Annotated in this window: 25 protein-coding genes; 9 read left to right on the top strand and 16 right to left on the bottom strand. The window is 65.5% G+C overall.

What is annotated here, in order from left to right; genetic code table 11:
* Positions 1-22 precede the first annotated feature (22 nt).
* From fliL to fliR, 7 genes are read left to right on the top strand one after another with little or no spacing between them, the layout of a single operon-like run.
* Positions 23-667 carry a flagellar basal body-associated protein FliL gene (gene fliL / locus MHZ91_RS10805; RefSeq protein WP_175126261.1) on the top strand — a complete coding sequence of 215 codons (645 nt, stop codon included), beginning with the start codon at positions 23-25 and terminating at the stop codon, positions 665-667.
* 2 nt (positions 668-669) lie between these two features.
* A complete protein-coding gene (gene fliM / locus MHZ91_RS10800; protein ID WP_175126262.1) occupies positions 670-1,677 on the top strand; it encodes a flagellar motor switch protein FliM in 1,008 nt (335 codons plus the stop codon).
* Positions 1,670-2,221 (top strand): flagellar motor switch protein FliN, encoded by a 552-nt coding sequence (gene fliN / locus MHZ91_RS10795; RefSeq protein ID WP_239213575.1) that lies wholly within the window; start codon positions 1,670-1,672, stop codon positions 2,219-2,221. Before fliM ends, fliN begins: the two co-directional genes overlap by 8 nt.
* A gap of 11 nt (positions 2,222-2,232) precedes the next feature.
* Entirely contained in the window at positions 2,233-2,556 is a 324-nt protein-coding gene (fliO, locus tag MHZ91_RS10790) for a flagellar biosynthetic protein FliO (protein WP_056570231.1), read from the top strand.
* A gap of 34 nt (positions 2,557-2,590) precedes the next feature.
* The gene (fliP, locus tag MHZ91_RS10785) at positions 2,591-3,382 is read left to right on the top strand and encodes a flagellar type III secretion system pore protein FliP (RefSeq protein WP_370633024.1); all 792 of its coding nucleotides are present in this window, start codon (positions 2,591-2,593) and stop codon (positions 3,380-3,382) included.
* Between the two features lie 18 nt (positions 3,383-3,400).
* Complete coding sequence (fliQ, locus tag MHZ91_RS10780; RefSeq protein ID WP_008163193.1) at positions 3,401-3,670, top strand: flagellar biosynthesis protein FliQ; 270 nt, start codon at positions 3,401-3,403, stop codon at positions 3,668-3,670.
* Positions 3,671-3,704: 34 nt separating this feature from the next.
* Complete coding sequence (gene fliR / locus MHZ91_RS10775) at positions 3,705-4,493, top strand: flagellar biosynthetic protein FliR (RefSeq protein WP_175126266.1); 789 nt, start codon at positions 3,705-3,707, stop codon at positions 4,491-4,493.
* Positions 4,494-4,568: 75 nt separating this feature from the next.
* Here the strand turns inward: fliR and MHZ91_RS10770 are convergent, their stop codons facing one another.
* From MHZ91_RS10770 to flgB, 16 genes are all read right to left on the bottom strand, one after another.
* The gene (locus MHZ91_RS10770; RefSeq protein WP_175126267.1) at positions 4,569-6,164 is read right to left on the bottom strand and encodes a PAS domain-containing methyl-accepting chemotaxis protein; all 1,596 of its coding nucleotides are present in this window, start codon (positions 6,162-6,164) and stop codon (positions 4,569-4,571) included.
* A 243-nt stretch (positions 6,165-6,407) separates the two neighbouring features.
* Entirely contained in the window at positions 6,408-8,132 is a 1,725-nt protein-coding gene (locus MHZ91_RS10765; protein ID WP_191578093.1) for a methyl-accepting chemotaxis protein, read from the bottom strand.
* A gap of 137 nt (positions 8,133-8,269) precedes the next feature.
* Entirely contained in the window at positions 8,270-8,737 is a 468-nt protein-coding gene (locus MHZ91_RS10760; RefSeq protein ID WP_175139214.1) for a hypothetical protein, read from the bottom strand.
* A gap of 29 nt (positions 8,738-8,766) precedes the next feature.
* The gene (locus MHZ91_RS10755) at positions 8,767-10,638 is read right to left on the bottom strand and encodes a methyl-accepting chemotaxis protein (RefSeq protein WP_239213574.1); all 1,872 of its coding nucleotides are present in this window, start codon (positions 10,636-10,638) and stop codon (positions 8,767-8,769) included.
* A gap of 102 nt (positions 10,639-10,740) precedes the next feature.
* Complete coding sequence (locus MHZ91_RS10750) at positions 10,741-12,600, bottom strand: methyl-accepting chemotaxis protein (RefSeq protein WP_239213573.1); 1,860 nt, start codon at positions 12,598-12,600, stop codon at positions 10,741-10,743.
* A gap of 141 nt (positions 12,601-12,741) precedes the next feature.
* Positions 12,742-14,001 (bottom strand): flagellar hook-associated protein FlgL, encoded by a 1,260-nt coding sequence (flgL, locus tag MHZ91_RS10745; RefSeq protein ID WP_239213572.1) that lies wholly within the window; start codon positions 13,999-14,001, stop codon positions 12,742-12,744.
* A gap of 46 nt (positions 14,002-14,047) precedes the next feature.
* Entirely contained in the window at positions 14,048-15,721 is a 1,674-nt protein-coding gene (gene flgK, locus MHZ91_RS10740; RefSeq protein WP_175126209.1) for a flagellar hook-associated protein FlgK, read from the bottom strand.
* Positions 15,722-15,794: 73 nt separating this feature from the next.
* Complete coding sequence (flgJ, locus tag MHZ91_RS10735) at positions 15,795-16,772, bottom strand: flagellar assembly peptidoglycan hydrolase FlgJ (protein WP_191578098.1); 978 nt, start codon at positions 16,770-16,772, stop codon at positions 15,795-15,797.
* Between the two features lie 5 nt (positions 16,773-16,777).
* On the bottom strand, positions 16,778-17,914 hold the full coding sequence (locus MHZ91_RS10730) for a flagellar basal body P-ring protein FlgI (RefSeq protein ID WP_279975072.1): 1,137 nt from the start codon (positions 17,912-17,914) through the stop codon (positions 16,778-16,780).
* A gap of 3 nt (positions 17,915-17,917) precedes the next feature.
* Positions 17,918-18,607 (bottom strand): flagellar basal body L-ring protein FlgH, encoded by a 690-nt coding sequence (locus tag MHZ91_RS10725; protein WP_175126211.1) that lies wholly within the window; start codon positions 18,605-18,607, stop codon positions 17,918-17,920.
* A complete protein-coding gene (gene flgG, locus MHZ91_RS10720; RefSeq protein WP_105238493.1) occupies positions 18,607-19,392 on the bottom strand; it encodes a flagellar basal-body rod protein FlgG in 786 nt (261 codons plus the stop codon). Before flgG ends, MHZ91_RS10725 begins: the two co-directional genes overlap by 1 nt.
* Positions 19,393-19,443: 51 nt before the next feature.
* Positions 19,444-20,208: a flagellar basal body rod protein FlgF gene (locus MHZ91_RS10715; RefSeq protein WP_175126212.1), complete on the bottom strand. Its 765-nt coding sequence runs from the start codon at positions 20,206-20,208 to the stop codon at positions 19,444-19,446.
* A 38-nt stretch (positions 20,209-20,246) separates the two neighbouring features.
* On the bottom strand, positions 20,247-21,713 hold the full coding sequence (locus tag MHZ91_RS10710; protein ID WP_239213571.1) for a flagellar hook-basal body complex protein: 1,467 nt from the start codon (positions 21,711-21,713) through the stop codon (positions 20,247-20,249).
* Positions 21,714-21,782: 69 nt separating this feature from the next.
* The gene (locus MHZ91_RS10705; protein WP_175126214.1) at positions 21,783-22,481 is read right to left on the bottom strand and encodes a flagellar hook capping FlgD N-terminal domain-containing protein; all 699 of its coding nucleotides are present in this window, start codon (positions 22,479-22,481) and stop codon (positions 21,783-21,785) included.
* Between the two features lie 20 nt (positions 22,482-22,501).
* Complete coding sequence (flgC, locus tag MHZ91_RS10700; protein ID WP_105238489.1) at positions 22,502-22,921, bottom strand: flagellar basal body rod protein FlgC; 420 nt, start codon at positions 22,919-22,921, stop codon at positions 22,502-22,504.
* Between the two features lie 22 nt (positions 22,922-22,943).
* Complete coding sequence (gene flgB / locus MHZ91_RS10695; RefSeq protein WP_175126215.1) at positions 22,944-23,351, bottom strand: flagellar basal body rod protein FlgB; 408 nt, start codon at positions 23,349-23,351, stop codon at positions 22,944-22,946.
* Between the two features lie 178 nt (positions 23,352-23,529).
* Here flgB and flgA point away from each other — a divergent pair, with 178 nt between their 5' ends.
* Positions 23,530-24,243, top strand: coding sequence for a flagellar basal body P-ring formation chaperone FlgA (gene flgA / locus MHZ91_RS10690; RefSeq protein ID WP_175186090.1), 714 nt, complete (start codon positions 23,530-23,532; stop codon positions 24,241-24,243).
* A gap of 126 nt (positions 24,244-24,369) precedes the next feature.
* Positions 24,370-24,663: a flagellar biosynthesis anti-sigma factor FlgM gene (gene flgM / locus MHZ91_RS10685; RefSeq protein WP_056570190.1), complete on the top strand. Its 294-nt coding sequence runs from the start codon at positions 24,370-24,372 to the stop codon at positions 24,661-24,663.
* The last annotated feature ends 13 nt before the right edge of the window (positions 24,664-24,676 follow it).

The raw sequence follows: 24,676 nt of genomic DNA, 5'->3' as shown, positions 1-24,676 counted from the left end.
GCAAACACGCATCGAACTCCAGATGGCGACAATCAAACCCATTCCCGCGCCGGCACGCGACGCGAAGTCCTCCGGCGGTATTGGCCGCATCCTTCGGCCGCTGCTGGCGATCCTGGTGCTGCTGCTGGTTGCCGCGGCCAGCGCCGGCGCGACCTGGTTCATCACGCAGCGTCTGCAGCAACCGCAAGGCGGCGCTCCGGTGCAGCTTGGCGTGGGCCAGGTGCCTGGCGGCCAACCCGGCCAGCCGGGTCAGCCCGGCCAGGCCGGCGGCGTGCAAGGCCAGCCCGGCCAAGGCCCGCAGGCCACGCCGACGACCTTCGTCGCGCCGTCTGCCACCCCGATCGCCGTGCCCGCGCCGATCTTCGTGCCGATCGAAGCCTTCACCGTCACGCTGCAGAACGCGGACACGGAACGCATCATGCACGTCGGCCTGACCCTGCGCGTGAGCGACGAACAGACCCGCACGCGCCTGGAAAAGTACATGCCCGAAGTGCGCAGCCGCATCCTGATGGTGCTGTCGTCGCAATCGCCCACCGCGGTGCAGACGCAGCAAGGCAAGACCGACATGATCACGGCCATCAAGCAGGCGGTGAACCGCCCCTTCTCGCCCCTGCCTGACGGCCAGTACGTGACCGACGTGCTGTTCACGGCGTTCGTGGTGCAATAAGCATGGCCTACGAGGCATTTCTTTCGCAGGACGAAGTCGATGCGCTGCTAGCCGGCGTCACCGGCGAGAGCGATAGTAAAAAGGAATCCGACGGCCAGAACGGCGGTGCGCGTGCCTACGACCTGAGCTCGCCAGAGCGTGTCGTGCGCCGCCGCATGCAGACGCTGGAGCTCATCAACGAGCGGTTTGCGCGCAACATGCGCAACGTGCTGTTGAACTTCATGCGCCGCAGCGCCGACATCACCGTCGGCTCGATCAAGATCCAGAAGTACGCGGACTTCGAGCGCAACCTGCCGGTTCCCAGCAATCTGAACATGATTCAGATGAAGCCGCTGCGCGGCACGGCGCTTTTTACGTACGACCCGAACCTGGTGTTCCTGGTCATCGACAGCCTGTTCGGCGGCGATGGCCGCTACCACACGCGCGTCGAAGGCCGGGACTTCACCACCACCGAACAGCGCATCATCCGGCGCCTGCTCAACCTGACCCTGGAAAGCTACGGCAAGTCCTGGGACCCCGTCTACCCGATCGAGTTCGAATACGTCCGCTCGGAGATGCACACCAAGTTCGCCAGCATCACCGGCAACAACGAAGTGGTGGTGGTCTCCTCGTTCCACATCGAATTCGGCGCGACCGGCGGCGACCTGAACATCTGCCTGCCCTACTCCATGATCGAGCCGGTGCGCGATCTGCTGACGCGCCCGCTGCAGGAAACGACGCTCGAGGAAGTGGATCAGCGCTGGTCGCAGCAGCTTTCCCGCCAGGTGCGCAGCGCGGACATCGACGTGGTCGCGGAATTTGCCCGCATCCCGTCGTCGATCCGCGAACTGATGAGCCTGAAGGTCGGCGACGTCCTTCCGGTCGACGTGCCTGAAACCGTCATCGCCCACGTCGACGGCGTGCCGCTGATGGAATGCGGCTACGGCGTCTTCAACGGCCAATACGCCCTGCGCGTACAAAACCTGTTTACCCACGATACAGAACCCAACGAGGCCTCTGACCATGACTGACAAGAACGAGCCCGGCACTGGCTCGTCCCCGGCCGACGACTGGGCCGACGCGCTCGCCGAACAATCCCGCGCCAACCCGCCCACGCAAGCCGACGGTCTGAAGCCGCAGGACGACTGGGCCGCCGCGATGGCCGAACAGGCTGCCGCGCCCGCTGCGCCCGCTGCCACGGCACCCGCCGCCGCCCCGGCCCCGGCTCCCGCCGCGGCGCCGGCCGCCACGGCCTCGGCCGCCGCGTCCGTGTTCAAGCCGCTGGCCGGCGCCACGTCCGGCCAAGGCACCGACATCGACCTGATCATGGACGTTCCCGTCCAGCTGACGGTTGAGCTTGGCCGCACCCGCCTGACCATCAAGAACCTGCTCCAGCTGGGCCAGGGTTCGGTGGTGGAACTGGACGGCCTGGCCGGCGAACCGATGGACATCTTCGTCAACGGCTACCTGATCGCCCAAGGCGAAGTCGTGGTCGTCGAAGAAAAGTACGGCATCCGCCTGACCGACATCATCACCCCGTCCGAGCGGATCAACCGCTTGAACAACCGTCGTTGACCCCTGGCGCCATGACCGAACCTGCCCTGCTGCGCGTCATCATCGGCCTTGTGCTGGTGGTGGCCGCCATCCTGGCCGCGGCGTGGCTTGCCAAGCGCGCCGGACTGGTCCAGCGCGGCGGCGGCAACGTGCTGCGCCAGGTTGCCAGCATGCCGGTCGGTCCGCGCCAAAGCGTCGTCGTCGTCGAGATCGAAGACACCTGGCTGGTGGTGGGCGTTGGCCCGAACCAGCTCACCACCCTGCATACCCTGCCCGCCGGCCAGTTGCCGGAGGGTTCGCCTCTGCCCACGGCCGCCTTCGCGGCCAAGCTGGGCCAGGCACTCAAGCGCCGCTAGGGCTCAACGCCCCGGCGCGAATCAAGCGATACCCATGAGTTTGCCTACCCGCACGACTACCGCCCGCGCCGCCCAGCGCGCGCTGCCCATGCTGGCCGCCGCCGCGGTGCTGGGCCTGGCCTTTTTCCCGGCCGGCGTGGTGGCGCAGGCCACGCTGCCCGCGCTGACGGCCACGCCGGGCGCGAATGGCTCGCAGACCTACTCGCTCAGCATGCAGACCATGCTGCTGATGACGTCGCTGTCGTTCCTGCCGGCGGCGCTGCTGATGATGACGGGCTTCACGCGCATCATCATCGTGTTGGGCCTGTTGCGCAGCGCGATGGGCACGGCCATGTCGCCGCCCAACCACGTGCTGATCGGCCTGGCGCTGTTCCTGACCTTCTATACGATGTCGCCGGTGTTCGACAAGATCTACACCGACGCCTACAAGCCCTTGTCCGAAGGCACGATCCAGTTCGAGGCCGCGGTCGAACGCGCCGCGAATCCGCTGCGCACCTTCATGCTGCACCAGACGCGCGAGAACGACCTGGCGCTCTTTGCCAACCTGGCCAAGCAGCCCGCGCTGGAAGACCCCTCGCAGGTGCCGATGCGCATCCTGGTGCCGGCCTTCATCACCAGCGAACTGAAGACCGCCTTCCAGATCGGCTTCACGATCTTCATTCCCTTCCTCATCATCGACCTGGTGGTTGCCAGCGTCCTGATGGCGCTGGGCATGATGATGGTGCCGCCCGTCACCGTGGCGCTGCCCTTCAAGCTGATGCTGTTCGTGCTGGCCGACGGCTGGAACCTGCTCATGGGCTCGCTGGCCCAGAGCTTCTACCAGTAACGCCGCAAGGAGATCGCCATGACCGCTGAAACCGTCATGACCATGACCTACCAGGCGATGAAGATCGTCCTGGCGATGGCCGGTCCCCTTCTGCTCGTCACGCTGGTCGTGGGTCTGGTCATCAGCATCTTCCAGGCCGCCACGCAGATCAACGAAATGACGTTGTCGTTCATTCCGAAGCTGCTGGCCATGTGCGGCGTGCTGGTGCTGCTGGGCCCCTGGCTGATCGGCGTCATGGTCGACTACATCCGGCAGCTCATCGGCCAGATCCCCATGCTGGTGTCCTGAGCGGCGCCGGCCGCCGGACACGGGTTGCGACGCCATGTTCTCTTTTACGCTCGAGCAGCTGAACGGCTGGGTCGGCCAGTTCCTCTGGCCGTTCGTGCGTATTCTCGCGCTCGTGGGCACCGCGCCGCTCTTCTCCGAATCGCTGATCCCCGTCAAGGTCAAGGTGGGACTGTCGTTCGTCCTGGCCGTGGCGATCAGCCCGGCCCTGGATCCCATGCCACCCGTCGCACCCGGTTCCTACGCCGGCCTCTGGATGGTGATGCAGCAGGTGCTGATCGGCATCGCCATGGGGTTCACCATGCGCATCGTATTCGCAGCGGTGCAGACGGCTGGTGAATTCGTGGGCCTGCAGATGGGCCTGTCGTTCGCCTCGTTCTTCGACCCCAGCTCGGGCGCCAACACCGCCGTGCTGTCGCGCATTTTCAACATCGTCGCGATGCTGACCTTCCTGGCGCTGGATGGGCATCTGCTGGTGCTGGCGGCGCTTGTGCGGTCATTCGACACCCTGCCCATCGCCATGATCCAGCTGCACCAGAACGGCTGGGGCGCAGTCGTGGAATGGGGCAAGACGATCTTCGTGTCTGGGCTGTTGCTGGCGCTGCCGCTGATTTGCGCCCTGCTCACCATCAACCTGGCCATGGGCATCCTGAACCGCGCCGCCCAGCAGCTTTCCGTGTTTGCGGTGGGCTTTCCCGTCACGCTCATCGTCGGCGTGACGATCCTGGCGATCGTGCTGCCCCACGCCGGGCCGTTCCTGGAGTCGTTGTTCGAATCGGGGCTGACGGCGATGAGCCGTGTGGTGGATGCGCTGGCTGGGCGGTAACCGCCCGCCGCCAGCAGGCCTGCAATCGGGCGTGACCGCGGGCCCCGGCCCCGCCGCCCTCCGCCCGCAACTCGATCAGTGCTGTCCCACCACGCGGAAGACGCGGATGGTCTCGCGCAGCGCGCCCGACTGATTGCCCAGCTGCGTCACCGCGCCGCCCAGTTCCTGCACGAGTGCCGTGTTCTGCACGGTCATCACGTCCATTTGCGAGACCGCGGTATCCACCTGTTCGATGCCGGTTGACTGTTCCTGCGAGGCGCGCGAGATCTCGCCGATGATGTCCGTGACGCGGTGAACGGCATCCACGATCTCCTGCATGGTCGCGCCAGCCTGCTCCGCCTGCGCCGAGCCTTCGGTCACGCGGTCCACCGAGTCCTCGATCAGCGTCTTCACTTCCTTGGCGGCCTGGGCGCTCTTTTGCGCCAGGCTGCGCACTTCGCCCGCGACCACCGCGAAGCCCTTGCCGGACTCGCCGGCCCGGGCGGCTTCCACCGCGGCGTTCAGCGCCAGGATGTTGGTCTGGAAGGCGATGCCTTCGATGATGGTGACGATGTCGGCGATCTTGCGCGAGCTGTCCGAGATGCCGTGCATGGTGTTGACCACCTGTCCGACGGCCACGCCGCCGCGCCGCGCCACGTCCATGCTGCTGGCGGCCAGATCGTTGGCCTGCCGCGCATTGTCGGCGTTCTGGCGCACGGTGGACGTCAGTTGCTGCATGCTGGCGGCCGTCTGCTGCAGCGACGCCGCCTGCCCTTCCGTGCGGCCGGCCAGTTCCTGGTTGCCCCGGGCGATGTCCACCGCGGCGTGCGTCGTGCCCTCGATGCCGCGATAGACGTCTTGGGCAATGCCGATCAGGCTCTTGCGCATGACCTCCAGCGAAAACTTCAGGCTGCCCACCTCGTCATCCGATTCCGGCACGATCTGCGTGGTCAGGTTGCCCGCGGCCACCTGACGTGCCATGTTCGCCGCGTCTCGCATCGGGTCCAGCAGCGAACGCGACAGGCTCCAGCCCATCGCGTAGATGGCGACGATGCCCAGCCCGATCGCGCCACAACCCAGCGCCGCGCCCAACGGGCTCAGGCTGGGCCAATTGGCATGCAGGCCATACGCGCCCGCGGCGCCGACGATGGCCGACGACAGCGTGGCGTGGCGCAGCATGCGGCTGCGCACGCCAGGCCGAAACGGGAACGCCAGCAGGTCCAGGCCGCTGCGCCAGCCGGCGCGCACGGGCCGGCCGTGCAGGATGCGCACGCCCTTGGCCGTGCCCTCGCGCATGCGCGCGTACAGCGCTTCGGCCATCTCGATCTGTTCTTCCGACGGCTGCACGCGCACGGACGAATAGGCCACGACTTCGCCGTTCTCGACGATGGGCGTGGCATTGGCCAGCACCCAGTAGTAGCCGCCATCCTTGCGGCGGTTCTTGACCACGCCGAGCCAGGATTCCCCGGCTTCCAGGGTCTCCCAGAGATCCGCGTAGGCCTCCGGCGGCATGTCGGGATGGCGCACGATGTTGTGCGCCTTGCCGATGAGCTCTTCGCGGGTGAAGCCGCTGACCTCGACAAAGGCCGGGTTGGCATAGACGATGCGGCCCTTGGTGTCCGTGCGCGAGATCAGGTACTGGTCCTCGCGCAGCTTGGTTTCCACATTGGTGACGGGCAGATTGACACGCATGGTTTGTCTCCAGCTGGCGTCCGATCCCCCGGCCACCGTTGATTACTCTGTTTTCGCCCTGAAAATTCAGGCGTTGACATTGTTTACGGTCATAAAGCGGAAAACTTAACGTGCTTATGATTTTCATCAACGCACGTATAGCCGTCCGATATGAAACAAGCGCATCCGCGGATCGCTGGCCTACAAAAAAGCCGCGCCCGATCCCGCATCTGCAGGATCGGGCGCGGCCCGGGATAACGACGATCAGTTCAGCGACGGCGCGGCATACCCGCCCAGCTGGTGCGCCGGCACTTCAATCACTTCGCCAGCATTGATCTTGAACACGGCAACCGCTTCGGCCAGGCGCTGCGCCTGTTCCTGCAGCGAGCCGGCGGCGGCGGCAGCCTCTTCCACCAGCGCCGCGTTCTGCTGCGTCACTTCGTCCATCTGCGACACGGCGCGGTTGACCTGGTCGATACCGCTGGACTGCTCCTCGGACGCCGCCGAGATCTCGCCCATGATGTCGGTCACGCGCTTCACCGAGGCCACGATCTCCTGCATCGTCGCGCCGGCGCGTTGCACCTGCTGCGAACCCGCGCCGACCTTTGACACCGAGTCCTCGATCAGGCCCTTGATCTCCTTGGCGGCCTGGGCGCTGCGCTGCGCCAGCGAGCGCACTTCGCCCGCCACCACTGCAAAACCCTTGCCCTGCTCGCCCGCACGCGCGGCTTCCACCGCGGCATTCAGCGCCAGGATGTTGGTCTGGAACGCGATGCCGTCAATGACCGACACGATTTCCGAGATCTTGCGCGAGCTGGCCGAAATGCCTTCCATGGTATTGACCACTTCCGACACCGCCGAACCGCCGCGCTCTGCCACATCCGACGCGCTGGCCGCCAGCTGGTTGGCCTGGCGGGCGTTGTCCGCGTTCTGCTTGACGGTCGAGGCCAGCTCTTCCATCGACGCAGCGGTCTCTTCGAGCGACGCCGCCTGCTCTTCCGTGCGGCTGGACAGGTCCGTGTTGCCGGCCGAGATTTCACGCGAACCGACGGTGATCTCGTCAACGCCACGGCGCACCGTCGACACGGTGCGCGTCAGGCTTTCCTGCATGCGCTTGAGCGCGGCGAACAGCTGGCCGATCTCGTTGTGCGAACGCACTTCCACGCGGCCCGTCAGGTCGCCCGCGGCAATCTTGTCAAAGTGCTGACCGGCTTCGACCAAGGGGCGCACCACCAGGCGGCCGAACAGGATGCGGGCAAGCACCATCAGCAGCAGCGCCAGCGCAACCGCAATGCCGACGGCGATCATGGCCAGGTTGAAATTGGCCTCGGCCTGTTCGATCGTTTCACGCTGCTGGTCGGCGATGTACTTGTCGAACTGGCTGATCGCCTCGATGAAGGCGGCGCTGCGAGGCGTGCCGTATTCGTTGTTCACCATGTAGAACGTCGAATAGTCTTCGCTGCGCAGGGCTTCGACCATCGTGTCCACGCCGTCGTCGATGTACGAGCGATAGCGGCGCACAAGGTTCATCGACAACTGGCGGCCAGTGTCGTCCTCGAGCATGTTCTTCTGGAAATCGGCGAAGCGGCTGCGCACACCCGTCAACAGGTCCGTCGCGCCCTTGAGCGAAGCGGCCGCGTCACGCGCGGAGTTCTCGCCGCTGCCCCAGCCGGATTCCTGCAGGTGGCGCGCGGCCACCATCAGGCTCACGCGGGCGCGCAGCATGTCGCTGTTGATGATCTCGACCTGCTTGGCCCGCGCCGTCAGCGCGTTGACCTCGCGGATCGATTCATAGTTGCTCTGCAGGAAGTACGCGGCCAGGCCGCCCACCGCCGCGATCAGCAACGCGAAAAACGCCATCACCCACAGCAGCATCGTGCCAACGCGCGCATCGCGCAGCCTCAGTTTGCGCTTGACCTTGGGTGCGCGCGCGGCTTTTTTCTTGCCGGCCTTGCCGGCTTTACCACCGGATTCGAGACTCGCTTCCATTTATTTCCCCATCCCTCAGGAACTGCTCTGACCAAATGAAAAACCACCCTGTGGACATGCCCTGTTACACAGGGGATGCACTCAGGGCGACGAACACCGGGCATGTGACGCCCGATGTCTTCTGCCGAACTGCAGGGCTACTTGCCCTGCGGCGCCAGACCGGCCGGTTCACCCGGGCCCGGAATGTAGATCGTTTGCACCTCGGGTTCCATCGCAGGTTGTGCCCAGTCCTGCGTCAAGGCAGGCGCGGGGGCAGGCCCCAGCAACTTCTGGCGTTCCCAAGGTTCCAGCAGAATATTGGTGCTGTCGACGAGCCGCATCAGCCGGCCATCGGGGCCGAACTGCAGCAGCGCTTCCTTACGGCTGTACAGGCCGTCGGTGACAAAGGTGATTTTGTGGAACCAGAGCGCCAGCACGGTGCCGTCGCTCTGTTTGAATTGTTGGGCAGGCGGGGCGGTCAGCGCGCGCGCGGCCTCTTCCATGGTCGTCTGCCCCGGCGTCAGGGTCGACAGCTTGCTCGGGTCGAAGTTGTGACCCGTTGCCGCACAGCCAGCGACAAGGGCCGCAATCGCGGCCGCCGCCAGAAGATGTAGATAACCTCGCATACCCTGCCTATTTGCCGGCGGCGCCGGCGTCAGAAAGATTCCCAATCGTCGTCCGAAGGCGCCTGCCGCCGGCTTGCAGCCGGTGCTGGCGCGGGCTTCGAAACGTCCTTTGCCGCGGGCGCCGGACGCGTCGCCGCGGGCTTGCGCGGCGGGCGCGTTGCCGAGGCGCCGGCGGCCGGTTCCGGCTTGGCTCGGGCGGTGTGTGTCAGGCGCACGGCGGCGGCTGGCTTGGCGGCCGGCGCGGCGGGTGGCGGCGCCACCTCGGGCTCGGGCGCCGGTGCGGCCACGCGGGCAGCCGGCCGATGCTGCTGCGCCAACTGGCGCGCCGGCACTTCGATGACTTCGCCTGCATTGATCTTGAACACGGCCACCGCTTCGGCCAGGCGCTGCGCCTGATCCTGCAGCGAGCCCGCCGCGGCGGCGGCCTCTTCCACCAGCGCCGCGTTCTGCTGCGTCACTTCATCCATCTGCGCGACGGCGCGGTTGACCTGGTCGATGCCGCTGGACTGCTCGTCCGAGGCCGCCGAGATCTCGCCCATGATGTCCGTCACGCGTTTCACGGAAGCGACGATCTCCTGCATCGTCGCGCCGGCGCGTTCGACCTGCTGCGAACCGGCGCCGACCTTGGACACCGAATCCTCGATCAGGCTCTTGATTTCCTTGGCGGCCTGGGCGCTGCGCTGCGCCAGCGAGCGCACTTCGCCCGCCACCACCGCAAAGCCCTTGCCCTGCTCACCCGCACGCGCGGCTTCCACCGCGGCGTTCAGCGCCAGGATGTTGGTCTGGAACGCAATGCCGTCGATGACCGACACGATTTCCGAGATCTTGCGCGAGCTGGCCGAAATTCCTTCCATGGTGCTGACCACTTCCGACACGGCCGAACCGCCGCGCTCGGCCACGTCCGACGCGCTGGCCGCCAACTGGTTGGCCTGGCGCGCGTTGTCCGCGTTCTGCTTCACGGTCGAGGCCAGCTGCTCCATCGACGCGGCGGTCTCTTCCAGCGAAGCGGCCTGCTCTTCCGTGCGGCTGGACAGGTCCGTGTTGCCCGCCGAGATTTCACGCGAACCGACGTTGATTTCATCCACGCCGCGGCGCACCGCCGACACGGTGCGCGCCAGGCTTTCCTGCATGCGCTTGACGGCGGCCATCAGGGCGCCGATTTCGTTGGTGGAGTTGACGTCCACGCGTACGGTCAGGTCGCCCGCGGCGATCTTGTCGAAGCTTTCGCCCACGGCGCGCAGCGGACGCAGCACGACCCGATTCATGAACAGGAACGCGCCCAGCGACACCACCAGAATCAGCACGGCCAGGCCGATGTAGACGAAGGTCATCGTCGAGGCCTGTGCGCGCGACGACTTCACCATCTCTTCGCTGAAATTGTTGATGTTGGCGGCAAAGTCCGTGAGCTGCTTGAAGAAAAGACCGCTGGCGGCGCCCGCCTTCGTATTCTTGAGCGACAGGTAGGTCGCGGCGTCGCCCTTGTCCAGGGCGGCCATCATGCCTTCCAGGGAGTCGGCAAAGCCGGTGAAAGCGGACAGCAGGTCGCCTTCGGACTTCCGGCCGATCTCGGTCGTCTTCGGAATCGCCTTGAAGGTATCCATCTTCTTCTTGGCGTCCGCGATCAGCTGCTGGACGATGCGGGAGTTTTCGGCGGCGCCGCTCGCGTCGCCGGCGGCGCGCTGAGCGGCGGCGATGTCGGCGCGCACGGTGGCGCGCAGCATCTGCGTGTACGAGTCCTTGATCAGATTGCTCTGCTGGACGCTCAGGGAATCCAAGGTGTTGATCGCCCGGGCATTGGACTGCATGCTGTTCCAACCCAGCACAATGGCAACGAGCGCGGCCAAGGCGACTGCCAATTGGGCCAGCATCAAGCCGGTGCGCACCTTCAGATTGCTAAACATTTACGTAGTTCCGGTAATCGTGCTGGCGGCGCGTTCCTGGCCGTCAGCACGTAAAAGGGATTTTCTCTACTGCCTGTTCAATGCACTGGCGGAACGGATCCGTCAGAAGGACTCCCAATCGTCATCCGAGGGCGGCGGACGGCGCGAGGCGGGCTTGGGCGCCGCCGCGGCAACGTCCGCGGCATCCGCGGCGCGCGTGGCCGGCCGGCGCAGCGGGCGCGCGGCGGTCGCGCCCGCCGGCTTGGGCCGGGCAACCTGGGTCAGACGGGGTGCCGGCGCGGGCGCGGCCTTGGCGGAGGGCTCGGGCTGCGCGGCGGGCGCGGCGGCAGCTTCTTGCGCGGGCTTGGGCGCGGACACCAGCGGCGCGCTGCGTTGCTGCGCCAGCTGGCGCGCGGGCACTTCGATGACTTCGCCGGCGTTGATCTTGAACACCGACACCGCTTCGGCCAGGCGCTGCGCCTGCTCCTGCAGCGAGCCGGCGGCGGCCGCAGCCTCTTCCACCAGCGCCGCGTTCTGCTGCGTCACTTCGTCCATCTGCGACACGGCGCGGTTCACCTGGTCGATGCCGCTGGATTGCTCCTCCGACGCCGCCGAGATCTCGCCCATGATGTCCGTCACGCGCTTCACCGAGGACACGATTTCCTGCATCGTGGAACCGGCGCGTTCGACCTGCTGCGAACCCGCGCCGACCTTGGACACCGAGTCCTCGATCAGGCCCTTGATTTCCTTGGCGGCCTGGGCGCTGCGCTGCGCCAGCGAGCGCACTTCGCCTGCCACCACGGCAAAGCCCTTGCCCTGTTCGCCGGCACGTGCAGCTTCCACCGCCGCGTTCAGCGCAAGAATGTTGGTCTGGAACGCAATGCCGTCAATGACAGACACGATCTCCGAGATCTTGCGCGAGCTGGCCGAGATCTCCTGCATCGTGTTGACCACTTCCGACACGGCCGAACCACCGCGCTCGGCCACGTCAGACGCGCTCGCCGCCAGCTGATTGGCCTGGCGGGCGTTGTCCGCGTTCTGCTTCACGGTCGAGGCCAGCTCTTCCATCGAGGCCGCGGTCTCTTCCAGCGAAGCAGCCTGCTGCTCCGTGCGGCTGGACAGGTCCGTGTTGCCCGCGGAAATTTCACGCGCGCCCAGATTGATTTCTTCCACGCCACGGCGCACCGAGGCCACCGTGCGGGTCAGGCTTTCCTGCATGCGCTTGATGGCGCCAAACAGGTGACCGATTTCGTTGGTGCTGCGCACTTCGATACGGCCGGTGAAATCGCCAGCGGAAATCTTCTCGAAGTGGTCGCCCGCTTCATGCAGCGGACGCAGCACGGTGCGGTTGATGAAGATCCAGCAGCCCAGCGCCAGCACCAGAGCGATGGCCAGCATCACAATGGTCACCATGCGCGAAATGTTGTGATCGGCTTCCGCCTGCGCGATGAGCTCGTCGGTGCGCGTGTCCGTGAACTGCAGCACGTTGTTGACGGCCTCGCGGAACGCGGTGTTGGCTGCACCGCCGGCGTCGTTCAGATCCAGGTAGTCCTGGATGGCCAGGTTCGCCAGCGCGGCGGCCTGCCGGCGGTAGACGTCGTCGAACTGCTTGTAGGCGGCGTCCAGCTTGGCGACGAGGTCTTCGGAGCCTGCCATGCGCGGCGCCTTGCGGAACGAGTCGAACAGCTTTTGACCATCGGCCATGAGCGCATCGGCACGCTTGGCTTGCGACGTCGATTGTTCGGTCTTGCCCTGCTGCATGTCCATCAGCGAATTGGCAAGCAATAGACGGCCGCGCAGGAAGGTGCTGTAGGCACGCTGCAGTTGCGTCGCCTGATTGGCATAGGCCTCGTTGACCTGCGCCAGCTTGTCGCTGCCGGAATTCAACCCCATCCACGCCACACCGTTCGAAATGAACATGGCGCCCGTGAAGAGCAACAGCACCAGGATGATGCAGGTGCGAACTTTTAAATTACCAAGCATGAAATATCCGAGCGTTAAGCAACGAAAAACGACACAACCTACCCTACACGCACTACGGACGCCCCGGCCCCGGGCCGGCAGCGTCCGAAAAGTGCGCCACCCGCGGCGCGCGCAAACGGCGCCGCGCAGATAACTACCGCATCACTTGCGGCTGAACAGGCTGGAACCCTGGATGGTCATGAACGCGGCCGAGGCCGCCTGCAATGCCACCTGGCGCAGCGCGAGCTGGCTGGCGCCGGCGTAGTAGTCCAGGTCTTCCAGATCCGACAGCGACTTCGAATACGACAGGCCCTTTTGCGTGCCGGTGGCGTCCAGCGCCTCCAGCTCGTTCAGACGCGCGCCCACCGACGCGCCTACCGTCAGGATGTTGTCGTAGTTGGACGCGAGCTTCTTGTTCGCCGTCGCCAGTTCGTTGTTCAAACGGGCCAGCGCCTTCTCGTCGCCCGCGATGGGCGAATCCAGAACCTTGATGAGGCTATCCAGCGTGTTGAACAGATCCACATCGGCCGACTGGATGCTTTCGACGTCGATCACGTCGCCGTTCTGCGGCGAGCCCTTGACCACCACAGCGACGCCGCCGAAGTCGATGCTGGCGCCTTCCTTGTATTCGGTGGGACCGGCCGGCGGCGCGGGCGTGGTCACCGGCGGCACGGGCGGATTGGCGTTGGGGTCGGTCGTGATGACGCGATAACCCATGTTGCCCGTGGCGGGGTCCGCCTCGAACTGCAGGCTGAAGCTCTTGCCGATGTTGGCGCTGCCCGGCGTGACCGAGACGGTGCCGAACTGCGCGGTGCCCGTGTTGTTGTCATTTGCCGTGCTGACATAGGCAGTCGAACCCGGGTTGGCGCGATTGAAAACGTCGCTGCCCAGATCGCTGGTCGACAGCTGGCGCGATTGGTCGACCTGCACGGTGCGCTCACCGGTGGCGCCGCTGAAGACGACCTTGCCCGTGGCGTCCTGCGCGTAAGGCACCACGCTGCCTTCGTAACCGGAGAACAGATACTGGCCGTTGCCGTCGGTGCTGTTGGCAAGACCCAGCAGCGCATCACGAGCGCTCTTCAATGCAGTCGACAGGGCCTGGCGATCGCTGTCGGCGAACGTGCCGTTGCCGGCCTGGACGACGCGCGTGCGCACGTCCTGCAGCGCGGTGGTGATCGAATCCAGAACGTTGGCTTCCTGGCCGAGGTTGGTCTTTGCCGTGTTGCGGTTCAGGCCATACGTCGTGTTCATGCTCTGCGTCTGCGCGACGCCGATCGACAGGGAGGCCGCCAGCGGATCGTCCGCGGGGGTCAGGAACTTGCGGCCGCTGCCAACCTGTTCGACCAGGCGATTCATGTCGGATTCCTGAGCGAGAACGCCGCTCAGTCCGTTCGTGTACATCATCGTGGTGCTCAGACGCATGGTGCAGCTCCGTAATGCTTTCTAGTATTCACAATCAACGTTCTGATCAGCCGCGCAGGCCCAACAGCGTGTCAAAAATGGTGCTCGCCACATCGATGATGCGGGCGCTGGCCTGGTATTGCTCCTGGTACAGCGACAGGCTTACGTATTCTTCGTTCAGGTTCACGCCCGACACCGCCTGCTGGGCAGCGGTCGTCTGCTTGATCAGGTTGACCTGCGCCGTGGCGGCCGTCTTGATCTGCTGCGTCTGCACGCCGACCGTGTTCACGACCTGCGCGAACATGTCGTTGATGCTCATCGTGCCGTGGCCCAGCACCTTGCTGGTCTGCAGCTGCGCCAGCTTCAGCGCGTTCTTGCCGTTGGCATCGCCGCCCTCCAGATCCGCCGCGGCAACCTTGTCCGGATCGGTGATCAGAACGTTGATGTCGCGGGCCGCGTTACGCGTGGGCGACAGCGACCACTTGTCGCCGGCCTGGGGCGGCGCATTGATGGTCAGCGTCACGCCCATCTCGCTTTCGAGGTTCAGCGTTGCGGTGGGCGGGGTGCCGGTAGCCGGACCGTTGTAGACCTGCGAGCCTTCCGGCATGCGCACGACCTGGTAGTTGGTGCCGTCGAACGAGATCTCGTAGTCCTTGGCATTGACGTTTGCCAGGTCGGTGAATTCACCCGAGATCTGCGCGTTGCTCTTGTTTGCCGAATTGGGCACACCTTGCGGCGAACCGATACTGAAGAAGTCCGTGCCCGGATTGCCGCCCTGGTCCAGACCCTCTTTGTGCTGCTCGTTGAACGACAGCGCCAGACCGACGGCCATCTGGCCCAGCTGGTTCTGCATGACGTCCAGCGACGAGGCGCGGAACTGCAGCAGGCCGCCCAGCTTGCCGCCGGTGACTTCGCTGTCTTGCATCTCGACCGCGATGGTCTTGCCGGTGCCCGCGGGCAGCGTATAGGCAATGACCGTGCGGCCCGCGTCCGAGGCCGACGGAACGGCCTGCAGCGGGTAAAGCGTGTTGCCCGACAGCAGCGACTGGCCGCCCTTCGTGAGCGAGATGCTGATCTTGTCGCCCTGCTCGTAGGTCGTGATGCCGATGAGCTGGTTCAGTTCCATGACGGCCTGGTCGCGCTGGTCGAGCAGGTCGTTGGGAGGGCTGCCGCCAGCCTTGCCGGCCGCCAGGGAAATCTGCTGGTTCAGATCGTCGATGCGGGTCAGGTAGCTGTTGACCTGGTCGACCGTGGTGCTGATCTGCGTGTTCAGGCCTTCACGCTGCTTCTGCATTTCCGAGTAGGCCGAGCGGATCTGCGTCGTCAGGCTGTTCGCCTGGCCGAGCAGGTCGGCGCGCGCGGCGGGGTCCGCCGGCTTGCTGGCCACCGTGTTCATGCTGGTGAAGAAGTTGGTCAGGCCCGGGGCGATGCCAACCGTACGGTCGGAGAACAGGTTGTTGATCTGCGAAACCTGGTCGAGCTGCGCCTGGAGCTGGGCGCCGCTGCCGTTTGCGCCGACGAGCTGCTTGTACAGGAAGCTGTCGTAGCTGCGCACGACGGTGTCGACCTGGACGCCACGGCCGATGTAACCGTTGGAGGTCGCTTGCGCGCCCGCCGTCGAGGTCATGACGCGTTGGCGGTTGTAGCCGACCGTGGTGGCATTGTTGATGTTGTGGCCGGTGGTTGCCAGGCCGGCTTGCGCCGCGTTCAACCCGCCCAGTGCCGTTTTGTACAAATTCATGCTGACAATGCCCCGTATGTAACCGCAGCTGTTATCTCTGGATACCCCGTTTACGGCAGGAGATCACCCAAATTTAGAGTCCTTCCAACATCCGCCGTGAATTTTCCACGTTGGATGCCGCGCCCCGCAGCTGCCCCATGATGCCGATGAGCTTCTGGGCATAGCGCGGGTCGGTCGCGTAGCCCGCGTCCTGGATCCGGCGGGCCGCCTCGATCTCGTTGCGGGCCGTCGTCACGCTCTCGTACCGCGGGCTGTTGCCGATCAGGCGGGCGTAGTCGGCGAACGATTCCTCGTACGACGCGTAGGCCCGGAACGGCTGCGTCACCTTGCGGGCGACGCCGTCTTCGTATTCGGTGGTCAGCACGTTGACGACCTTGCCCTTCCAGCTCGAACCTGCCTTGATGCCGAACAGGTTGAAGCTGGTGCTGCCGTCCTCATGCTTGATTTCGCGCTTGCCCCAGCCGGATTCCAGCGCCGCCTGGCCCATGATGAGACGGGCCGGCACGCCGCTTTGCTGCGACGCCAGGTTGGCGGCGCGCGACATCTTGGACACGAAGTCGACCACGTGCTCGGGCGCGCCTTCCGCCGCAGCCAGCGCGCGGTCGGCCGGCCGGTTGTTGCGCATGACGTTCAGCAGCGCCGACACCTCACGCGAGCCGCCGGTCTGGAAGTCCAGATCGCCGCCCTGCCCGATGCGTTTGATCGCTTCGTCCGGGATCTCGCCGGGTTTGCCCTGCTGCATCTGCGCCAGGATCGCCTGCGACAGGCCGATGCCGGGCGAGGCCAGGTGCAGGGCCAGTTGCTCGTCCGCCATGGACTGCAGCATCTGCGTCTGCTGGGAATCGAACAGCCCTTCCTTGGGCGTGGCCTCGCGCATGCGCTTGACCATCATCTGCAGGAACAGCGCTTCGAACTGCTTGGCGACCTGCTTCTGCTGCTCGGTGCCGGCGGGATCCTTCTTGACGTCACGCTTCAGGTCCGACAGGCGGCCCATGTCGAAGACCGAATCCTGCCGGGCGCTGCCGCGTGCCGCGTCGTTGGTGTAAGCCATGGCCGTCAGATGATCTCAAGTTCGGCGCGCAAGGCGCCCGCGGTCTTCATCGCCTGCAGGATGGCCAGCAGGTCCTGCGGCGTGGCGCCCAGGGCGTTCAGGCCCTTGACCACGTCGGCCAGGTTGGCGCTGGTGCTCACGCGCTGCAGCGAGCCGTTGTCCTGCCGCACTTCGATCTGGGTATTGGGCACCACCACCGTCTGGCCCTGCGTGAACGGCGTGTCCGGCTGGACGACCTCGTTCTGGCGGTTGATGATGACCGACAGATTGCCGTGCGCCACGGCGGCCTCTTCGATCATGACCGTGCGGTTCATGACGACCGAGCCGGTGCGGGCGTTGATGATGACCTTGGCGACCGTCGGCGCGCGCGTGACCTGCAGGTCTTCCATCTGCGACAGGAAGCGGGCCTGCGAGCCCTGTTCCATGGGCGTGCGCACCTGGATGACGCGGCCGTCCAGCGCCGTGGCCGTGCCCTGTCCGAACTGGCGGTTCAGGGCCGTCGCCACGTTCTGCGCGGTGCCGAAGTCGGTATTGTTCAGTTCGACATGCACGTAGCCGTCGCGGGCAAACGTGGTCGGCACGCCGCGCTCGACGATGGCGCCCGCGCTGATGCGGCCGCCGTTCAACTGGTTGATCTGCACGCTGGAACCGCCCGCGGACGCGCCGGCGCCGCCGACCAGGATGTTGCCCTGGGCAATGGCGTAGACCTGGCTGTCCGCGCCCTTGAGCGGCGTCATCAGCAGCGTGCCGCCGCGCAGGCTCTTGGCGTTACCCATGGACGAGACCACCACGTCCAGCGTCTGGCCGGGCCGCGCGAATGCCGGCAAGGTCGTCGTGACCATGACGGCGGCCACGTTCTTCAATTGCATGTTGCTGCCGGCGGGCACCGTGATGCCCAGCTGCGACAGCATATTGGTCAGGCTCTGCTGCGTGAATGGCGTCTGGCGCACCTGGTCGCCGCTGCCGTCCAGGCCCACGACCAGGCCGTAGCCGATGAGCTGGTTGCCCCGGACGCCCTGGATGCTGGCTAGATCCTTGAGCCGTTCGGCGTGCGCCGCACCGGCGCCCGCGGCCAGCCCGACGGCCACGCACACCCGCGCCATCAGGGACAGCAAGGTGGATATCGGAGTCTGTTGTTTCATGATTTAGAACGGCGAAGCGATCAGGAAGAAGCGTTGCAGCCAGCCCATGGTCTGGACTTCGTCCATGACGCCCTTGCTGCGGTATTCGATGCGCGCGTCGGCCACTTGCGTGGACGAGACGGTGTTCGTGCCCGTGATGGAGCGCGGATCGACCACGCCGGCAAAGCGCACGTACTCGCTGCCGCGGTTGATGGCGATCTGCTTTTCCCCGGCGACCTGCAGGTTGCCGTTGGACATCACGCCCACCACCGTGGTCGTGATGGTGCCGGTGAAGGCATTGTTGGCGCTGCTGTCGCCCTTGCCCTGCGACACATTCCCGCCATTGGCTTCGGTGTTCAGGTTGGCGTTCGCCCAGCTGTCCATGAAGGACGGCGCCGCGGCGATGCCCAACGTGGTCGAGCCGCTGCGATTGGTATTCGTCGCCACGTTCTTGGACGCATTGGTGCGCTCGTTCAGCACGATCGTGACGATGTCGCCGACATTGCGGGGCCGGCGGTCTTCGAACAGCGGGTAATTGCCGTAAGTCGTGGGCTGGTAGATGGAGCCCGTGGGCTGCGCCATGGGCATCGGCGGCGGCGGCGGCGCCGCCGTCGTCGGCCCGGTCACGATGGGTTCGGGCGGGATCATGGCGCAACCAGCCGCCAGCAGAGCCAGCGCAGACGCAAGTACCAGGCGCAGGACAGACATGAGCATCACAGTTGGGTCAGGCGGGCCAGCATTTCGTCCGACGTCTTGACGGCCTTGCTGTTCATTTCGTAGGCGCGCTGCGTCGTGATCATGTTGACCAGCTCCTCAGCGACGTTGACGTTGGAGGTTTCGACGTACTTCTGCATGATCGAACCCGCGCCGTCCACACCGGGCTGCAGCAGGTTCGCCGGACCCGACGAGTCGGTTTCCAGGTACAGGTTTTCGCCGATGCTTTGCAGGCCGGTCGGGTTGATGAACGTGGCGATCTGCAGCTGGCCGATCTGCACGTTGATGCCGGCGGCGCCGGGCTGCGTCACCGAGACCATGCCGTCGGTGCCGATGGTGATGGACAGCGCGTTGTCCGGCACGTTGATCGGCGGCTGGATGACGTAGCCGCTGACGGTGACGAGCTGGCCGTTCTGGTCGCGCTGCAGCGCGCCGTCACGCGTATAGGCCTGCGTGCCGTCGGGCAGTTCAACCGGCAGGAAGCCGCGGCCGTTGATCGCCACGTCCATTTCGCTGCCGGTGTTGTTCAGGTTGCCGTCCGAGTGGATGCGCTCGGTGGCGGCCACGCGCGCGCCGGTGCCCAGCTGCAGGCCGGACGGCAGTTGCGTGGCATCGCCCACCTGGGCGCCGGGCTGGCGCAGCGTCTGGTACATCAGGTCCTGGAACACGGCACGGCCGCGCTTGAACCCGTTGGTGGAGACGTTGGCCAAGTTGTTGGAAATCACGTCCATGGAGGTCTGCTGACCTTCCAGGCCCGTCTTGGCGATCCACAGCGAACGCATCATGATGAAAGACTCCGGTGCCGCGGCCTGGCCGCGAACTAAATGTTATTTAAATCAGGCGCTCACGGACAGAATGCCGTTGGCGCGTTCCGCGTTGCGGTCCGACTGCTGAATCACCTGCATCTGCTGCTCGAAGCGGCGGGCGTTTTCGATCATGCCCACCATCGACGCCATGGGATTGGTGTTGCTGCCTTCCAGCACGCCCGACAACAGGCGAAGGGCGGGGTCGGCGGGCACCGGCGGTGCGGGCTGGCCGTTGACCGGCGCCATGCGGAAGACGCCGTCGTCGCCGTGCACCAACTGCTTGTTGTCCGGGTTGACCAGCTTCAGGCGGCCCAGGTTCAGGATGTTGTTCGGCGCGTCGCCGGCGCCCAGCGCCGTGATCGTGCCGTCCGACGTGATGGTCAGCGCGGCCTGGTCGGGCACGTCGATGGGACCGCCCTGGTCCGACAGGACCGGCTGGCCCAGCGACGTCTGCAGCAGGCCGTTGATGCCGACCTGCAGGCTGCCCGCGCGGGTATAGGCCTCGCCTTGCGGCGTCTGCACCGCGATCCAGCCGTTCTCGCTGGCCAGCGCCACGTCCAGGCCGCGGCCCGTGGTCTGCATGGTGCCCATCTCGAAGCTGTTGCCGGGCGTTGACGCCACCGTCGAAACACGCGTAGGCAGGCTCACCCCGTCCGTCACGGGAACCGAGCGGTACAGCGCGATCTGCTCGCGAAAGCCCGCCGTGTTCACGTTGGCCATATTGTTGGAGAGCGCGGCCTGATGCTCCGTGATCCGCGCTGCGCCATTCATGGCGGTGTAGATGATTCTGTCCATTGCCTATTCCGTCGGTGTCGTCGCTTGCCCTGCGGGCATTACTTCAGGTTCATCAGGACTTGCATGATTTCGTCCTGGGTCTTGATGGTCTGCGAATTGGCCTGGTAGGTGCGCTGGGCAATGATCATGTTGACCAATTCCTTGCTCATGTCCACGTTGGACGCTTCGGTCGCCTGACCCACCACCGTCGACATGCTGTTGGTGCCGGGCTGGCCCAGGATCGGCTGGCCGGAAGCCGCCGTTTCCTTCCAGGCGTTGTTGCCCACGGGCTGCAGGCCCTGCAGGTTCGAGAAGTCGGCCAGCACCAGCGTGCCCACGATCTGGGTTTCGCCGTTGGTATAGCTGGCGACCAGGCTGCCGTCGCTGCTGATGTTGATGCCGCTGAATTCGCCGGACGTGTAGCCGTCGGGCTTGGCAACCAGCTTGTAGTTGCTGCCGTACTGGGTCGTGCCGGTGTAGTTGATGGCGACGTTCAGCGGATCGGCCGGGGTGGTCGTGCCGCCGGGCTGGGCGAAGGTCAGGTTCACGATCGGCGCGCTGGTCAGCGTGCCGGCGTTGTTGAACGTGAACTGCGTGGGGTTACCCCAGGTGCCGCCGGCTTCGGTGGTGGGCGCCATGGCCTGGCCGTCCATCGTGTAGTACACGTCGTACACGCTGGTGCCTGCCGTCGCCTCACGCTTGACGAAGTACTGCATCACCTGGTGCGAGTTGCCCAGGGAGTCGAACACCGTCATGGGCGAGGCGTTCGTGTAGGTGCTGGAGATCTTGGGATCGAACGGCTTGCCGATTTCGGTGACGGCAGCGGTGTAGTCCACGAAGCCGGGAATGTCTTCCAGCTCGCCGGCAGTGACCTGGCCCGTGCCGTCGATCGTGACGGTGTTGGGCGCCGTGCCGTACGTGTTGGCCGGCGGGTTGCCCGGAGCCCACGTCAGCGCGCCGCCGGCGGCCTTGGTGAACGTGTAGGCCGTACCGCCCAGGGTGACCGAGCCGGGAACGGCCGGCGACGTCACGGTGTCGACCTGATAGATGACCTTGGCGTTGGCATCCAGGTTGGCCACGGTGGTGGCGCTGGTCGTCGCCTGCGGCGCGACGTTGGCGGTCGGCAGTTGCAGTTCGACCGGATTCGCACCGATGGCGCCAGCCGGGTAACCGGTCAGGCGATAGCCCTGCGCGTTCACGATGAAGTTGTTCTTGTCGACGAGGAACTCGCCGTTGCGCGTGTACATGACCGAGCCGCTCTGGTCGGTCACGCGGAACATGCCCTTGGCGCCGTCGATGGCGATGTCGTATTCGCCGCCGCCGCCCGTCACGGAACCGACCGTGAAGCGCTGGTTGATGGCCGAGACCTTGACGCCCAGGCCCACGCGCGAGCTGGCGTAGACGTCAGCGAACGATGCGGTGGCCGACTTGAAGCCGACGGTGCCCGAGTTGGCGATGTTGTTGCCGATGACGTCCAGGTTCTGCGCAGCGGCGTTCAAGCCGCTCAATCCTTGTCCGAAGCCCATGTTTACTCTCGCTAATCTTTAGTGGAAAAGCCGCCGCCCGTGCGCCGGCACCAATTCATATCCGCCCGTTCAGGCGCCGATCACCTTGCGCACGTCCAGCATGCTGGTCTGGCCGTCCAGGCCCAGATCCAGACGCAGGCCGTTGGTGGAGTACGCCACGCTCTTCACGTTGCCGTAGCTCAATACTTCCGAGTTCACCTTCGCGCCCTCGGCGTCGGTCGCCAGCACGGACACGTTGTACGCGCCCGGTTCCAGCGCCACGCCAGCGTCGTTCTTGCCATCCCATTCCAGCGTGTACACGCCGTTCTTCTGCTCGCCCAGCTCGATGGTGCGGACAACTGCACCGTTCGAATCCGAGATGCGGACCTGGACCTTGGCGGCGTCGCCCTGCAGATCCAAACCGTAGGGCGTGACCACGCGGTCCGCGGGGTTGGCGCTGTCGACACCGACCTTGACCTTCGTGCCCGGGATCAGGACGCCCTTGCCGATCATCGACACGGCGTTCATCGACTGGGACACGTCGATCTGGCCGCTGATGGCCAGCATGGTGTTCTTCAGGTTGGTGATGCCTTCCACCGTGGAGATCTGCGCCAGTTGCGACGTCAGCTCCGCGTTCTGCATCGGGTTCAGCGGATCCTGGTTCTTGAGCTGCGTGACCAGCAGCTTCAGGAACTGGTCCTGCAGGCCCTGCGCGGTGCTCGCGCTGTTGGCGCCGGTTTGCGCCAGGCCCATGGCCGTGGTGCTCGTGGTTTGGTCGACGGTGGTCATGGATAGACTCTGGCTGGAAATTAGGATTGACCGATGGTCAGCGTCTTCTGCATCAACGCCTTGGCGGTGTTGAGGACCTCGACGTTGGCCTGGTAGGACCGCGATGCCGCGATCATGTTGACCGTTTCGGCCACCGGATCGACGTTGGGCATGCTGATGTAGCCCTGCGCGTCAGCCAGGGGGTGTTTGGGGTCATAGACCATCTTCAGGGGCGACTGGTCCTGGACCACGCCGGCCACGCGAACGCCGCCGATCTCCTGGCCCAGCGCCTGGCCCGCGGCCGGGTTGACCTGGAACACGACCTGGCGGGCGCGGTAAGGCTGGCCATCCGGGCCGACCACACTGTCGGCGTTGGCCATGTTGCTGGCCGCCACGTTCATGCGCTGCGACTGCGCGCTCAACGCCGAACCGGCGATATCGAAAATGCTCAACAAGGACATTGCCTGTTGCTCCCTTTAAAGATCAATCCTGGATGGCGGTCTGCAGCCCGCGGATACGGTTGGAGATCAGCTGCATCGTGCTCTGGTAATGCAGGGTGTTGTCGGCGAACTGCACGCGCTCGATGTCCATATCCACCGTGTTGCCGTCCATGCTGGGCTGGTACGGCAGGCGGTACAGCAGATCCGTCGGGCCCTGCGACACGGCCTTGGCCGGAATGTGGCGGGCCGACGTCAGCTTGAGCGACGTGTCGGGCAGGCGCATCGTGCCTTCCATGGCGCTTTGCATCGCGGCCTTGAAGTCAATGTCGCGCGCCTTGTAGTTGGGCGTGTCGGCGTTGGCGATGTTCGAGGAAAGCACTTCCTGGCGCTGCGCGCGCAGTGCCAAAGCCTGCTGGTAGAACCGGAAATCTTCGTTGAGCCTGTCGAGCATCGTGGCGCCTTGAATTTGTTGCAGATCAGATAAAGCGAGGGACGCCGGACGCACCGTTATCCCATTGGATGACGGCATGATAGGGGCCGGACCTGTAACACAATCAGCCAAACAACCCGTCATTTCTCATCCAATTCACGTATTGCCGAAAGCCGCCCACTTCTACAATTCATCCATCATGAAAATCTCCGCAAGACTCCTTCTCGCGCGCGCCGGCATCGCCGCCCTGCTCCTGGCCTCGGCAAGCGCCGTCCAGGCACAGGCCGCGGCCACCCAGGCCCCGGAAGCGATCATCATTGCGGCGCAGACCTATCTGCAGGAACAACTGGCCTCCCTGCCCGGCGAGGCGTCCATCGCCATCGACCCGCCGCGCACCGACCGCCTGACGCCGTGCGACGACCTGACCCCCTTCCTGCCGTCCGGCATGAAGCTGCGGTCGCGCATGACTGTCGGCGTGCGCTGCAACTCGGCCAAAGGCTGGACCGCCTACGTGCAGGCCTCCGTCAGCGTGGCCGGCCACTATTACGTGGCCTCGCGCCTGATCGCAGCCGGCCAGGCCCTGACCCCGGCGGATCTGGACGCCCGCGAGGGCGATCTGGTCACCCTGCCCCCCAACGCCATCACCGACCCGCAGGCGGTCGCCGGCATGACCGCCGCCTTCCGCATCAACGCCGGCCAGCCGATCCGCAGCTCGTCGCTGCGCAACGCCCAGTCGGTGCAGCGCGGCACGAACGTGCGGATCAACGCGCGCGGCAACGGTTTCATGGTCAGCAGCGAAGGCGAAGCCATGGGCAACGCGGCCCCCGGCGCCGTCGTCCAGGTGCGCACCGCGGGCGGCCAGGTGGTCAGCGGCGTCGTCCGGAACGCCACGCTGGTGGAAATTCAGCTATAGACCTGTTACAAATCGCGTTGCACCTGGCTCGCATATACCCTAAAGTTCCTCCGGCCCTTGTCGTTACAGAGACATAAGTAGGCGGATCCGTCGCAAACCGACCCAGGACGCCCTGCGGAGAAAACCTTGAAAATCAATTCGACCACCAACCGGCCCCTCGCGGCCGACGCCGTCGGTGCCCGCGCCGAGTCCGCGGTCAGTCAAGCGTATGGCGCCGGCAGCGCCACCGGATCGAGCAGCTCGCAAGTCGCGCTGAGCTCGGCGTCGCGCAAGATGCTGGCCATGCAGGACGGCTCGAACGACATCAACGTCGAGCGTGTCGCCGCCATTCGCGCCGCGATCGCCTCCGGGCAGCTCAAGATCGACACCGGCCGCATCGCCGACAGCCTGATCGCCAGCGCCCGAGACCTGCTGAAATAGCCCGTCCCTTCCC

The organism is Achromobacter sp. ACRQX (assembly GCF_022346505.1).
Classification (GTDB): Bacteria; Pseudomonadota; Gammaproteobacteria; order Burkholderiales; family Burkholderiaceae_B; genus Achromobacter; species Achromobacter animicus.
Note: the sequence above shows the minus strand (reverse complement) of the source record. Positions and strands in the feature narration are given on the sequence as shown.